The organism is Lentimicrobiaceae bacterium (genome assembly GCA_028697555.1).
Classification (GTDB): Bacteria; Bacteroidota; Bacteroidia; order Bacteroidales; family UBA4417; genus UBA4417.
This window is the reverse complement of sequence record JAQVEX010000060.1, coordinates 1-13,477: the sequence shown is the minus strand read 5'-3', so window position 1 is coordinate 13,477 and position 13,477 is coordinate 1. Positions and strand designations below refer to the sequence as shown.

General features: G+C 33.6%; 18 protein-coding genes. 3 read left to right on the top strand and 15 right to left on the bottom strand.

Features of this window, described 5'->3' with window-relative positions:
* Window positions 1-51: 51 nt before the first annotated feature.
* Together PHP31_08985 and PHP31_08980 are read right to left on the bottom strand one after the other, a co-directional pair.
* Complete coding sequence (locus PHP31_08985) at window positions 52-2,049, bottom strand: kinase (GenBank protein ID MDD3739411.1); 1,998 nt, start codon at window positions 2,047-2,049, stop codon at window positions 52-54.
* A 12-nt stretch (window positions 2,050-2,061) separates the two neighbouring features.
* Window positions 2,062-2,232: a hypothetical protein gene (locus PHP31_08980; protein ID MDD3739410.1), complete on the bottom strand. Its 171-nt coding sequence runs from the start codon at window positions 2,230-2,232 to the stop codon at window positions 2,062-2,064.
* 122 nt (window positions 2,233-2,354) lie between these two features.
* Here PHP31_08980 and PHP31_08975 point away from each other — a divergent pair, with 122 nt between their 5' ends.
* A complete protein-coding gene (locus PHP31_08975; GenBank protein ID MDD3739409.1) occupies window positions 2,355-2,783 on the top strand; it encodes a helix-turn-helix transcriptional regulator in 429 nt (142 codons plus the stop codon).
* 499 nt (window positions 2,784-3,282) lie between these two features.
* Here the strand turns inward: PHP31_08975 and PHP31_08970 are convergent, their stop codons facing one another.
* The 7 genes from PHP31_08970 to PHP31_08940 all read right to left on the bottom strand — a co-directional run bounded on the left by PHP31_08970 (window position 3,283) and on the right by PHP31_08940 (window position 7,275).
* Window positions 3,283-3,930 (bottom strand): hypothetical protein, encoded by a 648-nt coding sequence (locus PHP31_08970; GenBank protein MDD3739408.1) that lies wholly within the window; start codon window positions 3,928-3,930, stop codon window positions 3,283-3,285.
* Window positions 3,931-3,943: 13 nt separating this feature from the next.
* A complete protein-coding gene (gene dcm / locus PHP31_08965) occupies window positions 3,944-4,813 on the bottom strand; it encodes a DNA (cytosine-5-)-methyltransferase (protein MDD3739407.1) in 870 nt (289 codons plus the stop codon).
* Window positions 4,814-4,934: 121 nt separating this feature from the next.
* Complete coding sequence (locus PHP31_08960) at window positions 4,935-5,111, bottom strand: hypothetical protein (protein ID MDD3739406.1); 177 nt, start codon at window positions 5,109-5,111, stop codon at window positions 4,935-4,937.
* 254 nt (window positions 5,112-5,365) lie between these two features.
* A complete protein-coding gene (locus tag PHP31_08955) occupies window positions 5,366-5,770 on the bottom strand; it encodes a hypothetical protein (GenBank protein MDD3739405.1) in 405 nt (134 codons plus the stop codon).
* Window positions 5,771-5,950: 180 nt separating this feature from the next.
* Entirely contained in the window at window positions 5,951-6,511 is a 561-nt protein-coding gene (locus tag PHP31_08950) for a hypothetical protein (protein ID MDD3739404.1), read from the bottom strand.
* 160 nt (window positions 6,512-6,671) lie between these two features.
* Window positions 6,672-6,974 (bottom strand): hypothetical protein, encoded by a 303-nt coding sequence (locus PHP31_08945; protein ID MDD3739403.1) that lies wholly within the window; start codon window positions 6,972-6,974, stop codon window positions 6,672-6,674.
* A 4-nt stretch (window positions 6,975-6,978) separates the two neighbouring features.
* A complete protein-coding gene (locus tag PHP31_08940) occupies window positions 6,979-7,275 on the bottom strand; it encodes a hypothetical protein (protein ID MDD3739402.1) in 297 nt (98 codons plus the stop codon).
* 161 nt (window positions 7,276-7,436) lie between these two features.
* Between PHP31_08940 and PHP31_08935 the strand changes: the two genes are divergently transcribed.
* Window positions 7,437-7,757: a helix-turn-helix transcriptional regulator gene (locus tag PHP31_08935; protein ID MDD3739401.1), complete on the top strand. Its 321-nt coding sequence runs from the start codon at window positions 7,437-7,439 to the stop codon at window positions 7,755-7,757.
* A gap of 8 nt (window positions 7,758-7,765) precedes the next feature.
* Window positions 7,766-8,050, top strand: a complete 285-nt coding sequence (locus PHP31_08930; GenBank protein ID MDD3739400.1) for a hypothetical protein — start codon at window positions 7,766-7,768, stop codon at window positions 8,048-8,050.
* A 255-nt stretch (window positions 8,051-8,305) separates the two neighbouring features.
* Here PHP31_08930 and gldD read toward each other — a convergent pair whose 3' ends face one another.
* The 6 genes from gldD to PHP31_08900 all read right to left on the bottom strand — a co-directional run.
* Complete coding sequence (gene gldD / locus PHP31_08925) at window positions 8,306-8,905, bottom strand: gliding motility lipoprotein GldD (protein ID MDD3739399.1); 600 nt, start codon at window positions 8,903-8,905, stop codon at window positions 8,306-8,308.
* Window positions 8,906-9,035: 130 nt separating this feature from the next.
* Window positions 9,036-9,359, bottom strand: coding sequence for a single-stranded DNA-binding protein (gene ssb, locus PHP31_08920; GenBank protein MDD3739398.1), 324 nt, complete (start codon window positions 9,357-9,359; stop codon window positions 9,036-9,038).
* 11 nt (window positions 9,360-9,370) lie between these two features.
* Window positions 9,371-9,607: a NifU family protein gene (locus PHP31_08915; GenBank protein MDD3739397.1), complete on the bottom strand. Its 237-nt coding sequence runs from the start codon at window positions 9,605-9,607 to the stop codon at window positions 9,371-9,373.
* Between the two features lie 12 nt (window positions 9,608-9,619).
* Window positions 9,620-10,714 carry an Mrp/NBP35 family ATP-binding protein gene (locus PHP31_08910; protein ID MDD3739396.1) on the bottom strand — a complete coding sequence of 365 codons (1,095 nt, stop codon included), beginning with the start codon at window positions 10,712-10,714 and terminating at the stop codon, window positions 9,620-9,622.
* A gap of 48 nt (window positions 10,715-10,762) precedes the next feature.
* A complete protein-coding gene (locus PHP31_08905) occupies window positions 10,763-13,090 on the bottom strand; it encodes a hypothetical protein (protein MDD3739395.1) in 2,328 nt (775 codons plus the stop codon).
* Window positions 13,091-13,262: 172 nt separating this feature from the next.
* Window positions 13,263-13,477: 2-oxoacid:ferredoxin oxidoreductase subunit beta (locus PHP31_08900; GenBank protein ID MDD3739394.1), on the bottom strand; the 215-nt coding region annotated here is incomplete at its 5' end.

Here is a 13,477-nt window from a genome sequence, read left to right as displayed (position 1 = left end):
TTTCTTTTGTGTGTTAATTGTGTTCATATTAATTAAGATTAAAGATTAATGTTACATTATGTCGTATAGGTTAAATTCGTCGGTTTCGGTTACCAAGCTCTCGGCTTTCTGATAGCCACCGATAGTTGTTGCTACCTTTCTCCTTTTAGCTGTTTTTTTAGCTTTCTCAACTCCTGCTATTAACGGGCTGTTTAATCCGTGCTGCTCAGGTAGCATTCCGTGTTGTTCTAATATGTCGTCCATAGCATCGCGGGTTTCAACTCTAATCCGTTTACTTTCGCCCTCAATCTGCTTAATAAATGCAGCTTCCCAGTCTTCCTGCTCCTGTTTGTTACGATGTATTATCGTTTTAGGTTGTGCGTAGGTTAAGAAGCGTAGTTCGCCTTTGCTATCCTTGTCATATAAGGCGATTAGCGAACTGTCTTCCGGATCCGTTTTAATCCAAACCTTTTTGTCGATGTTGTCACGTAGCCAATTTATATCCGGACTGTCGTTTTTATAAACCATATACTGCATTTGCACCCCATTCTCCTTGAAGTTGATTCCGTATGCAGACACGGTAACAGGCTCCGTACGCAATACCCAAAAGATATTTATCATGTCCCAGATTTGCACCGGTGTAGTGGCTGGGTTTTCGCTACTTCTGTACATTTCTTTGCGTGGTATTCCGGTAGCCGGATGTGGAGCGTTGTTCCATTCGTCACGTCTCTGTTTGTATATTTGTCTTACCTCACCTAAGCTCGGAAGATTGTTTTTGTTAGCAAGTATAAATTCCATATTTGCCTTGCTTTCCTCCTTTTTAGACTGTATGTTTTGACCTGTAAAGAACCAGTCTTGCTTTAAATACTCCGACTGCAGCCTTCCAAATGCGTTCTCTATTGTTTTACTCTTAGCGTTGTATGGCTGTGTGCTGATTGCTAAGTCAGATATTTTACTTATAAACTGTCCGGTTACGAGTTTTTTGTGACCGCCCTGGTTGTCGAACGATATTTGATAAGGACGTTGACCGCTTGTCTGCACTGCCATTCTAAAAGCAGTGAATTGCGACCTGTAGTCTTCCGAGTCAGCTATGCAATAACCTAATAACATCTCGCTGTAAACATCCATTACTTCATACACGTTAGTGGTTTTCATTTTGCCATCTTCCAAATAGTAGTAATTCAGTTTTGTGCCGTCGCCATACCACAATGAGTCACGCATTGTCGGCATTTTAGTTGAATGCTGATATATAAATTTCTCTTTGAATTTGAGTTCGCCGTAGCGATGTCCCCACCAAAGCGGTTTTATTTCTTCCGAAAACAAGAAGTTACGTAGAGTTTGCTCCTCAACCTCTTTCCAATTTCTAATTTTTGCCTCCTTATTATATAAGGTAAGCAAATGTTTGAGCGAGGTAATTTTTTGCACCTGGTTCGCCCATTGTGCGAGTAGCCATAGCTTCGCATCATCGTTAATTTTTTCAGGATTTTTATTTGCGAAACCTTTGTGTACTAACGAGATGTAGCCCTCTTTTATATATTCGTTATATTTGATTTTTAGTCGACTCGGGTTTTTAGGCAAGTTGTGCCCATAATCGGCAATATCATTGTTAATTATGTCGGCGAATTTGGCAAAAGGTGCGGTAATTTTTCCGCCTAATGCCTTAGCCATGATGGTTCTGTCTTGTATAATTACGTGTAGTGCGTTTAGCACCTCAGCATTTCTGCAGTACTCCTCAATTTTTGCGTCCGGCAGGCGTTTATCATCGTTTGTAAGATATCCGCTGTAGAAATCGAGAGCTGCATCATCTTTTTTCAGATATTGTTTAAAAAATTTTGCTGCAGTGTTATCACGTGGGTTTCCGTATTTCTGTATATATTTTTCTTTTAAATCAGGACGGAGTGAATCCCACTTTAATAAAACAGTATTACCAGAACCTCCACCTTTACGCACACGAACGTGGTCATTACGTTGTATATATTTTATACAAGCGTGTTTACTTATTATAGGCTCACTGCCTTGAGTGAGTTCTTTAGCTCTTATACACATAATATTATTAAATAATTCAGCCATTAGTCATTAATATTATCTACTTTCTACACCGCCATTGTTGAGTGCAGCTTTTCTTATCTTTTCGTGTAATTTCGTGTGATACTTGTCGCTTAAAGCTGTTGCTACCGTCGGATATGTTGTGTTGAGTAGCTTCATAAGCCTCTTTTTCTCTCCGTGTTTTACAAAAATTTCCGTTTTTTTCATTTTTATAATAATTTTATATCTTTACACCCGATTTTTAATATTAAAAATCATTGCAAATATAGATATAATTTCTATCATTGATACAATTTATATCAAATATTTTTAAAAAATTTTTACACCTCATGTCTATCGGTTTAAGAATAAAGGAGTTACGCAACAAAAATAATTTATCTCAGGAAGATTTTTCTGAAATAATCGGCATAAAAAGAGCCAGTTTGGGGCATATTGAAGCCGGAAGACAACTCCCAACGATAGAAATGTTATCAAAAATTGTTAGAATTTTTAGCGTCTCTTATTCTTATTTAATTGACGGGATTTTGGACAAAGATTCATTTAATCAATCTATAGTTGGTAACAACAACAATAATAATAATTTAACTGCCGGTGATATAAACGAACGCAATGAGCCTTATGGTGCCCATAATTACGATAAAATTATTGACATGCTGAAAGACCAAATAGATAAGAAAGATGTATTAATAACAAAGTTAATCGACCAGCAAAACGTGTTAATCAATAAAATTAACGAGCTTGCTAATAAGCAGAAATAAACCTCACCCAAACAGTATTTTCACTCGTTTTTATTTAATTTGCTGATACATAAGTACTTGCGACTTATTTGATACTGTTTTATTGCTGAAATTATGGAAGTATGGGGGTAGTTATCTTGCTTTTTATGCTCATTTTTCGGCTTTTTTACTCCTTATGGGTATCTCAATCGATGTTTTTTTGTCGCAAAATGTCCACCCAAATGTCCATCCAAACGTCCATCCTAACCGTTTTTTTGTTTTTCTGTTGTTTTTACATTTATGGCGTTTTTGCTAGGAATAAAAAAGCGGTAAAATGCCGCTTTGTGTGGTTGTTCTTGCGTTGTAAAAATATAAGTAGGATATAATCGGTATTAAATAATAATGTAGAAAAATGGCTCCAAAAACGTCAGAAATGAAAGCTAAATTAAAGAGAATTAAACATTTCGTTTTATTTTGCGTTTTGTGCCAAAATCGCTGTATCGCTTGTGAAATCAGGCGTTTTCAGGCTTTTTTTAATTTATTATTTGTTACATTTCGTTTTGTAGCCCGTAATTTCGTAACTTTTATTATAAATAGTCAAATACTTTTTTGATAAATTAGAGCCGATGCGAAAATGCTCATGCCGTTTAATTTTAGGATTATAAATACCTGCGTTTAATACATTACGTTTATAATTGCTATTTATCATGCGATAACCTGTCAAACTTTCGGTCATTTTTGCATTTTCCTTAACGTACATATTTAAAAACTTAACCAAATAGTTGCAACCGTCAACTGCGATGTCAACTCTGCCAAAACTGCTAAACTTAAAACCGAATTTTAAAAGCTCGTTATGAACGTCTAAAAATTCTAATGAATATAAAATTGAATTTTTATAATCAACTTTTGCAATATTGCTTTTGTAAATAAGTTCGCTACGACTTTGATACATTAATGTTGCAACTTCGTTGTTTTTAAAATATACTTTAGTCCGCTTTTCAAAGTGCTGTGTACCGACCTCTGTTTTTAAAATATACAAATCATCAGTTAAAGACGTTGTAAGTTCATCATCTTTTACTAATGCTTGCAACTTTAAAATGTCAAATGTATAGTACACAGTAAGCCAATCAATAGCTACGCTTACTTTTGCATTTTCAATCTCTTGTTTAATGTAATTTTCGATGTCCATTTTATAATAATTTTTATTGTTTGTTTTCAAATTGTATAATTGCCTTAAAAATATTAACCGCAATAGGTACATAAATTGCATTGCCGTACGCTTTTATGCTTTTTTCCCGCAATTTAGAAAGGGTAATTCCGTCCAATCGAGTGGATAATTCATCATCTCGGCAATAAACCGGTGATTCAACAAATTGCTTTCTTTTGGCTCTTTCTCGCTCATTGGTATAAAACCACTTGCTATCAAATCGTTTAAATTGCCCCCGAAATTGTGTGTTTTTTTTTCTTTTACAAATTGAGTTCCCGTCCATTTTACATTCTTTGTCCCATGCTTCCAATCCGAAGCCATTGGTGTTGGTAAAAATGTTTTTTGAATTATTGCGTTTTTGTTTTTGTCTTTTATCTTTATTGTACGCCACAACCCAAATTCTATTTCGGATATGGTCGGCATTAATACCCGCAGCTGGTATATTATACAATTGTACTTCGTAGCCCGAAGTTTCCAAATCAATACACATTTGTTCGAATACCATTCCGTTTTCAATATCAAGAAAACCGAAAACATTTTCTGCCACAACCCATTTCGGTTCAACTTCGCAAACAACTCGATACATTTCGCTCCACAAATTGCGTTCATCGGCAGTTCCCTTTCTTTTTCCAGCTCGTGAAAAAGGCTGACAGGGAAAGCCCCCTGTAATGATGTCGATTTTGTTTGCATATTGTTTAAAATTTGTTTTTGTTATATCTTTATGCTGTATTACGTCCGGGAAATAATATTTTAATATTCTACGACAAAAATCATCAATTTCGCAATTAAATACATTATGCCAACCCACAACTTCGCTTGCTATATCAAAACCGCCTATGCCCGAAAATAAACTACCATGAGTCACTTTTTATTTAGTTTTTATAAAGTTTTTGTTGTTTTTTTTAATTAAAAATGAAAATCTGTTAAATGCCTTATTGCTGTACACGTTGTTTTCTATATTAAGAAAAACGTAGGGGCGGTATAACTTAACCGCCCACCGTCTGAAATTCCTGCATTTTTTCAACAGATTTTATAAAGTTTTTTAAATCTTTTTCTAATTTAGAATCGGTAAAAACTGCAGCGAGCATTAAGGGAACAATTTTTTCGGTTACAATAATGCAGTTAAACTCTAACAAGTCGTTCGGGTTTAACTTATCGAGCATTGTTAAAGTTTCGTTTTTAATTTTAATTAATTTGTTTTCGGACAAATTTACCCTTAACTTATAGTTTGGGTAATTTATACAAGCTCGTACATGTGAGAACCAATCGTTGTATAATAACTTTGCTTTAAAAATTAGAACTGAATTTAACACAAAATTTCGATGCTTTATACTAAATTCCGTAACATCGATTGTTAATTCTTTGCCTTTAAACTGACAATAATATTGTTTATTACTGCCATCCGGTTGTTGCCTTTTTAATACTTCCATAACTTTTTTATTATTGTTTTTATTTGTTTTATTACTTTACTTATGATATTTTTAAATGAAATTTGTTTTGTTTTCTTTTTATTGCTGACTTTGCTCTCATTAGTAGTATTTGAATAATTAGGTGCTTTGGCTATTTTTTTTATTGCTTTTTTTCTTTTTAAAAAATCATTAAAAGAAATATAGGTTTTGCCATTAATTATATCTTTTTGACTTAATGGCATGGTTACTTTATCTATGTAATCTTTTTCGGCTTTTTTATCTCTGTGTTTTAATGCAAATTTCCAACTCTCTACATCTGTACCTCTTTTTTGTATAATCTCAAAATTATGAGTAACATTGTTTAATGCTATTACAGCATTACCTCTTTTTATTTGACGCCTGATTGATTGCATAAATAATTAATTTTTATTTGATAAAGATGATAGTATATACCCCACAAATACTGATATTACAAATATGATTATTAATGTTTTCATTTATTTACCTGTTACTGTCTAAATAATTAGCAAGTAGAATTGCAATGCCTACAAAAAAAATTGCTGTTATAATTATTCCTAAAATTATTTTCATTTTTAATATCTGAATTTTGTAAAATGTATCAATGCAAAATCATTCGTTTTGTCATAATGTTTAAACCAATCGACAAATTCATCCTTATAAAGTCCATCGTTAAGGGCAATATATTCTCCAGAAGAACTAAATATTTCTCTATTGAATGAAACAACCTTATCATCTATAATACAAACGTGGTCATTAAAAAAATTCAATTTCTGTAAACCAATACCATCAACTTTAGTTAATTTAAATATCTCTTGTTGTTTACTTCTATACGGTTTACCTAACCAAACTCTTAAGGACAAACAAGCGGTACCATTTTCTATTTGTTCAAATCTTTTTGCCCATAATGGAAAATTAGCTCGTATGGTATGTATTTTAGGACTAACCCAGCAATGTTCACATTGTTCAATTTTACAATCTATATCATATGTTGTTTTAACTCTTATTAATTTACTATGTATACATTTATTACATATTTGACCTATTTTAATTAACTCACTAAAATGTGTACTTTCTCCAGCCCTGAAATGAGTTTTTGGATAAACACTACTTATAATTAATACATATGTTTTCATCTTTACATTTTTTATTTAGTTGTTTCTGAGTTTTTTCTCTGCTCTTGTGCTAACATGTACCGGGGCATGTTTTAAAAAATAAGAGGGCAAGTTTTATGTTGCCCTCTCGTGGGCATGTTGAGCACCGTCGCATCTACCGGTTGCACTCCTGCAGAGCCGGTTATTCGGTTATTTCGTTTTCATCAATATAAATTCCTATTACTTTAATTTTTGAGTTAATATTTTCATCAATTGTATCGTCGCCAAATGTTTCAAGTTTAAACTCAAAACCGTTATTTTTCATTCTACATATTGCTTTTACAATCTCTTGTTTTAACATGTCTGAACGGTCAGCAACTAAAATTTCACATCTGAAAGATTTATCAATATCAAATTTGTTAACCACATATTCGAGACTTACAAAATTTTTAGAGGGTATAGGTAAATTCCGAGTTACTTTGCTTTCAATTATTGATATATCCATGAAGTTACTTTTTAAATTGTTGTAAAAACTCCGCTATTTGTTTTTTCTCTGCCTCTGTTGTTTTGCTGATACCTGTGTACCAGTCTATCACTTCGCCACTTATTAGATTGTTAGTAGTTGGGATTGCTCCTGCGTTAATTAATTTATACAGGTAGGATAAACTGATATTCATTTTTTTAGCGGCATCAACTTTTCGGTATAACTTGCGATGTTCGGCTTTTAATACCGAATTGTCGGCTACTTCCTGTACAACCTCTTTTACCAACTCCTTTAATTCTTTTTTGTCGTTTACTATTATCATCTGTTATTATTTTTAACTAAATTTTTTGTTTAGTCTTTCTTTTTTATTGTTATTGTTTATATTTGTAGAAAGAATATTGTTTAATTATTTGCAAACATAAACAAATTGTATAGATAAATGCATATTTTCGATACAATTTCATTGTTAAAAATTGTTAAAATATGGTTAACCTAAACAAAATCAGAGAAATAGCTAAAGAGAAAAAAATTACAATGAGAAAATTAGCTTTCGAGTCAGGTGTGAGTGAACCCGGACTTTATCAACTTATAAGGAATAATTCTACTACCCTTGATACATTAGCCAAAATTGCTGAAGTTTTGGACGTTGATATAAGAATATTTTTTGAGACGGAAGAGGAAACGAAACAAAGAAAAGCAGGTAACAAAATATTTTTAGCTTTTGAAATAGATAAAGAGCATGAAAATAAAATAGTTAAAATGGTAATGGGTAAAGATTTTATAAAATTAATACAATCAAAATAAAAATAAATATGGAAACATTTATGTGGATTATGGGAATACTGCTTGCGTTTGCTACACTAATAGTTAGTATTTCTGCAGTAATTATCGCTGCCGGCTATTTAAAAATAAAAAAACAATATACTAATCTTTTAGAAAAATACAATAAACTGGCTAATGTTGTTAATAATCATTATAGTGTGTTGATAAAATTAAAAGATAAAAACAACAAAATAAATGATACAAACAAAGATGTAATAACATTTTACAACCCATCTAATGATGACGTAAACATATTAAAAGTTGATGATATATAAATAAACAAAATAATGTAAACAAAAAATTTAAACAGGTAAACAATAGGTTTACACTATGTAAACAAATAGTTTACTTTGTTTATAGGTAAGCATTTGCGACAAAGTTAAATACTTAAAAATAAATAAAATGTAAACAAGGTTCAAAGTTTCAGGCGGATCACTAGAAGCTAAGAGTAAGATGAATAAAAGTCCCGATTGCCAATGGTAGTCGGGACTTTTCATTTATAGTGTTAGTTAAAGATATTTCCGTAAAACTCAATATCTCCACTCAAAAGTGTTGATAAGTTCATTTATATCTTCTTCAATAAAGTTAATTACAGGACTTAAGGAATCGTTATTAGGGATTACACTGAAATACAAAGCTCCGCGAAGATAATTTTTGATGCTGTCGGTGAGGTAAAATTGGTAAGTTGAAGCTACATCGGCACCGCCAATTTTATATATCAAGCCATAAACATTTTTTTGTGCATTATTGACTTCTATATACTGTATGCCTGTAGCTTTAGGAATGTGTTTCATTGCTAAAACTCTTGCATCTTCCGTTAAGTTTTTAAGAGTTTCGATGTTGTTGAAAGTTTTGTAGCTGATATGGAGTTTCCCTTTATACTCAGGAAAATCAACATTTATCCAATATTTTTCGTCTGCCGAGTAATCGTTGGGAGAAACTACAGCATATATCGGATAATCGAACGAATACGGAAAAGTGGTATCAAATCTTTGATATTGCTTGTCGGGAAATTCTATTCGTAAAAAGCCAATGGGTTTTGGAACATAATTGTTATTGCAAGAAAACAACAGCACCAATAAAGCTGTTAAAACACTTGCTAAAAAAAACGGTTTGACAACTTTCTTCATATTATTAATAACACATTAACAACAAAAATGTTGTTTACAAAGCGACTTTTGTGGATTTATGTTGCAAAGGACAATAAGCTATTTCGCTTGCAGAAATAACTACTGTTACAAACAAAATCTTATAGAAATTTTAAAGCATTATAAGATTGTCGGCAATAATTTCCGTAATGTTTCTTTTAACTCCGTCTTTGCTTTCGTATGAGCGAGTTCTGATACGCCCCTCTACGTACAGTTGATTACCCTTTTTAAGATACTGCTCAACAACGTCGGATAAGCCTCCCCATGTAACAATATTGTGCCACTCGGTATGCTGAACATCGTTACCATCTCTGCCACGAAATGTTTCGGTTGTTGCTAACGAAAAACTTGCTTTTTTGCTGTTTTCAAAATTCTGAATTTCAGGGTCTTTACCTAAATTCCCTACCAAAATAACTTTATTAACTCCTCTTGCCATGATATTAATATTTAAAATTTTACGTTTTCAACCGATTTAATCTCCGGTATTTCTCTTTTTATAGCCTCTTCTACTCCATTTTTAAGTGTCATTTGGCTAAAAGGACAGGAACCGCAAGCTCCTACAAGTTGAACATTAACTACAAGGTCGTCGGTGAGGTTCACAAAATTAATATCGCCTCCGTCTGCTTGTAAGAATGGACGTATTTGTTCTATTATGTTTTTTACTTTTTCTTCAATTTCTTTCATACTATAATATATTTAATCGTTGGTTTTAACAACTTGTGTTGGTTTCATACTAATATTTCTTTTTGCTACCTGTCGGACTACATTTTTCGACATTTCGCTGAACGCTGCACCTTCAATAGATGTAGCATCAAGAGCTGCAGGCTTGCCTACATCTCCCGATTGGGTAATACTTTGTACCAATGGTATTTGTCCGAGCAAGAATATACCATGTTCTTCGGCATACTTTTTACCACCCTGATTTCCGAATATGTAATATTTATTGTTTGGCAATTCGGCAGGAGTGAACCACGACATATTTTCAACAATACCAACAATTGGAACGTTAATACTTTCGGTAGTGAAAAACGTGTGAGCCTTACGCACATCGACAAGAGCAACTTCTTGTGGCGTAGTAACAATAACAACTCCGGTAACGGGTATATTCTGAACTATCGTTAAATGTATATCGCCGGTTCCGGGAGGCATGTCTATAACTAAATAATCCAATTCGCCCCAATCGCCGTCGGAGATAAGTTGTGTAAGATAATTTCCGGCTAAAGGTCCTCGCCAAGCAAGTGCTTGATCAGGGTCGACGAAAAATCCTATAGAAAGTGTTTTAATTCCATATTTTTCTACAGGTACTATAACGGTTTTTTCGCCTTCCATATAAGCCTCGGGCTGAACATCTTGCAATCCAAACATAATAGGCACTGAAGGTCCGTAAATATCGGCATCTAATAATCCTACAGAAGCTCCCAATTTTGCTATTGATACAGCCAAATTAGCCGCAACCGTAGATTTACCAACGCCTCCCTTACCCGAAACAACAGCTATTATATTTTTTACGCCGGGCAACATTTTTCTGTCTCTTTGTTTTTCCTTTTGTGAAGTTAATTTCACATTTACCTCAACATTTTCGCCTACGCTTTGTTTTATAGCTTGTATGGCTTGCTCTTTCATCTTGTCTTTAAAGGGACAAGCTATTGTGGTTAGTACAAAATCGAAGGATACAGTATTATCCTTTATTTCTAAATTATCAACCATACCCATGCTAACGATATCTTTGTTGAAATCTGGGTCGAGTACGGTTTTGAGTGCATTTATAACTTTTTCTTTTTCTATCATTATTATTTATTTATTCTGCACAAAAGTAACAATTTATCAGAAATTCTTTATTTAATTAAAATAGTATTTGATTAAAAACGGTATCTCTTCGTTTTGAGGATTCAAGTAGTTGGCTTTGTACAAGTTTTCTTTGTATCCTTGAGGATTGTTCTTGCACATTTCAATTACACCTTTTGTGAGATAAAGGTTACCTAACTCAAAACTGTTCATAGTAACCGTATCGTCAATATTGGAAAACACATCGAACACCGACACCCTATTGTTATTAAGTGAGGAAATGTTTTTATACAAGTTGTCGGAATTTAACGACGAAAGTTTAAAAAACTCGGTGTAGGTTTTGTTATCGGTATTTATTTCAGAATTTGCAGTAAGAGCATTTATTTTTTCGCTTTCGAGAAACACACATGCAGCCAAATGGTAAGGATTATCGTAAAAATAAATATCGGGTTTTAGTTTGGAGATATTATTTGTCCATTTTTTGAAATCGATTTTGCCACTGTCTTTATTTCCTAGCAATATTGCGTGATTATGTGCAATCCAAACGCTTGCATTATCGAAAACAGAATAAAAAGTCTTAATAATTCCAAGCAAATCTTCATTGGTAATTTTATGCAACGGCAAGTACTGCGAATAAATACCTTTTTCGGTCAGGTGCATAAAGCACTGTTGATAATACTCGCGGGTGTATAAATTGCCCGAACCTAATATTGGGTGGGTTGGGTCGCAAGAAATTAGGTCGTATTTATTTTTAGTTGCCTGCAAAAATCGGCGTCCGTCTCCGCTAATAATTTCAAGTCTTTTATCCCTAACAACATTACGATTTAAAGGTTCGTAAAAATGTGCAACTTTACTAAGGTCGGAGATTAGGTCAACGCACTGTATTTGCTTTACTTCACTGTGTTCGGCAATAGCTGCCGTTGTAACTCCTATACCGAAGCCTATTACCAACACATTTTCAATTTCGTTTTCCGACACAAAGAAAGGCAAGTGCCCAACCATCTTGACAGCTTTAATAGCATCGTAACTTGACCCTATTACCGCACTATTATTAACATAGGTAGATAAAACCGACTGACTGCCTTTTGTATCTTTGCCTACAACATATATTCCTTCAGGAGTTTCGCCATACGCCAACACTTTTCTGTTCAGCTTATTGAATGAAGGCGGTAATACTCTGATAGTAGGGTTTGCAACCAATATTATAAGCAGTATCAAAGAAACTGAGATGTAAATATATTTGAATTTTTTGCTGTTTTTTGCCGATAAATAAATTCCGACAAGAGCAACAACAAACATCAGTAGAATTGAAGCATTTACCAAATTAAAAAACTTGAGTAACACAAAAATAGCCACAATAGGTGCTAAGGCACTACCCAAATAGTTTGCGAACAAAACTGCTCCAACGCTGTTATTCACATTTTTATTTTCGCTGTGATATAATGAAGTAATGAGCGGAAAAGCAAAACCGGAAACAGCTGAAACTGGAACAATTACAAAAAGCGACGACAAAAAAGGAATTAAAAACACACGTACCCAGTTAGTCTCAACATGGCGTTCTAACGGAAACAACAGCCATTCGGGTATGTTGTAGATAAATATTATACTTAAAATTACAACTACTAAGAAAACAAAAAACGTGTTTGATAATAGTTTACTGCTTATTATATTATTTCTTGCAGATGAATGTTTTTCGAAAAAGGAACTACCGACAAAAATCCCTAAAATAGCCATTGATGTTACAAGAGAAAATGAATAGGCGGTATTGGTAAAATACACCCTAAAAAACTTTAACCATAAGACTTCCAAGGCAAGAACTACAAATCCGAAAACGAACGACAGCACCAACAAGTACATCTTACTTCTATCAATCTTAACCGACTGTTTTTCTGATAATTTTCCTTCATTTTGGATTTTGAAAGAAAAAATTGCAAACAAAGTTGCTATAAAAAGCAACATTATTGCAATAATGTAAAAAGCACCTTTCTGACCTGCTTTTGCCAACAAAAGAACACCTGTTGCAATACCTCCGATGGCGGCACCTATAGTGTCAGCCGAATACATTTTACCTAGTTTAGAAGCTATTAAATCGGTGTTTATGTACAAAAAAGAAATAGCGGGAAAAACCACTCCTATAAGCGTTGATGGAACTACAACTATAGCCGCAATAAATAAGTAACTAATCACCGATTTTTGAGCGAGTATGGTTGCCAAACCAGGGTTGAGCATAAAACTGTACGAAGTTGCAATAATCGCAAGTAGGATAAAAATTACAACCAACAAACGTGTTGTTTTTCTGATGTTGGCTTTAATTCTCCCTATTATTGCCGCCCCTGAGCCCTGCCCTATCATAAATCCCGAAAGCACGATAGTACTTGCCATAACTGTAGTTCCTGTTGAAAAACTTAGCAAGCGAAACAGAGCTACCTGGAGCGCAGAAAAACAAAATCCGGACAAAAAGATTGCAATAATCAACCAATTTTTTCGAAAATTCAGTCTTTTTTGCATTTCTTTTTGTTCGGATTTCTTATAGGTTATGTAACTTTAAAAATCGTTACACTTCCCAAGTGTCGCCACTATTAAGCAAATCGTCAACACATTTAATTTTAGATACTTCTTTTTGTTTTTCAATCTGCTCACACATAAGATCGTCGTATGTTGGAGCCACAGCCGATCTGATAACACCTAGAGCAATTGGATAATATGGCGGAGCCATTTTAGCAAGCATAAGGTGAATACCCGGGTCTTGTGTGTACGAATCGTGAACCA

What these genes read in the sequence shown, in the direction of transcription:
- PHP31_08940 (MDD3739402.1), bottom strand. Translation starts at nt 7,275, where the DNA reads ATGATAATAGTAAACGACAAAAAAGAATTAAAGGAGTTGGTAAAAGAG.
- ssb (MDD3739398.1), bottom strand. Translation starts at nt 9,359, where the DNA reads ATGGCAAGAGGAGTTAATAAAGTTATTTTGGTAGGGAATTTAGGTAAA.
- PHP31_08930 (MDD3739400.1), top strand. Translation starts at nt 7,766, where the DNA reads ATGGAAACATTTATGTGGATTATGGGAATACTGCTTGCGTTTGCTACA.
- PHP31_08945 (MDD3739403.1), bottom strand. Translation starts at nt 6,974, where the DNA reads ATGGATATATCAATAATTGAAAGCAAAGTAACTCGGAATTTACCTATA.
- PHP31_08985 (MDD3739411.1), bottom strand. Translation starts at nt 2,049, where the DNA reads ATGGCTGAATTATTTAATAATATTATGTGTATAAGAGCTAAAGAACTC.
- PHP31_08955 (MDD3739405.1), bottom strand. Translation starts at nt 5,770, where the DNA reads ATGCAATCAATCAGGCGTCAAATAAAAAGAGGTAATGCTGTAATAGCA.
- PHP31_08915 (MDD3739397.1), bottom strand. Translation starts at nt 9,607, where the DNA reads ATGAAAGAAATTGAAGAAAAAGTAAAAAACATAATAGAACAAATACGT.
- PHP31_08975 (MDD3739409.1), top strand. Translation starts at nt 2,355, where the DNA reads ATGTCTATCGGTTTAAGAATAAAGGAGTTACGCAACAAAAATAATTTA.
- PHP31_08980 (MDD3739410.1), bottom strand. Translation starts at nt 2,232, where the DNA reads ATGAAAAAAACGGAAATTTTTGTAAAACACGGAGAGAAAAAGAGGCTT.
- PHP31_08935 (MDD3739401.1), top strand. Translation starts at nt 7,437, where the DNA reads ATGGTTAACCTAAACAAAATCAGAGAAATAGCTAAAGAGAAAAAAATT.
- PHP31_08960 (MDD3739406.1), bottom strand. Translation starts at nt 5,111, where the DNA reads ATGCTCGATAAGTTAAACCCGAACGACTTGTTAGAGTTTAACTGCATT.
- PHP31_08950 (MDD3739404.1), bottom strand. Translation starts at nt 6,511, where the DNA reads ATGAAAACATATGTATTAATTATAAGTAGTGTTTATCCAAAAACTCAT.
- PHP31_08970 (MDD3739408.1), bottom strand. Translation starts at nt 3,930, where the DNA reads ATGGACATCGAAAATTACATTAAACAAGAGATTGAAAATGCAAAAGTA.
- PHP31_08905 (MDD3739395.1), bottom strand. Translation starts at nt 13,090, where the DNA reads ATGGCAAGTACTATCGTGCTTTCGGGATTTATGATAGGGCAGGGCTCA.
- gldD (MDD3739399.1), bottom strand. Translation starts at nt 8,905, where the DNA reads ATGAAGAAAGTTGTCAAACCGTTTTTTTTAGCAAGTGTTTTAACAGCT.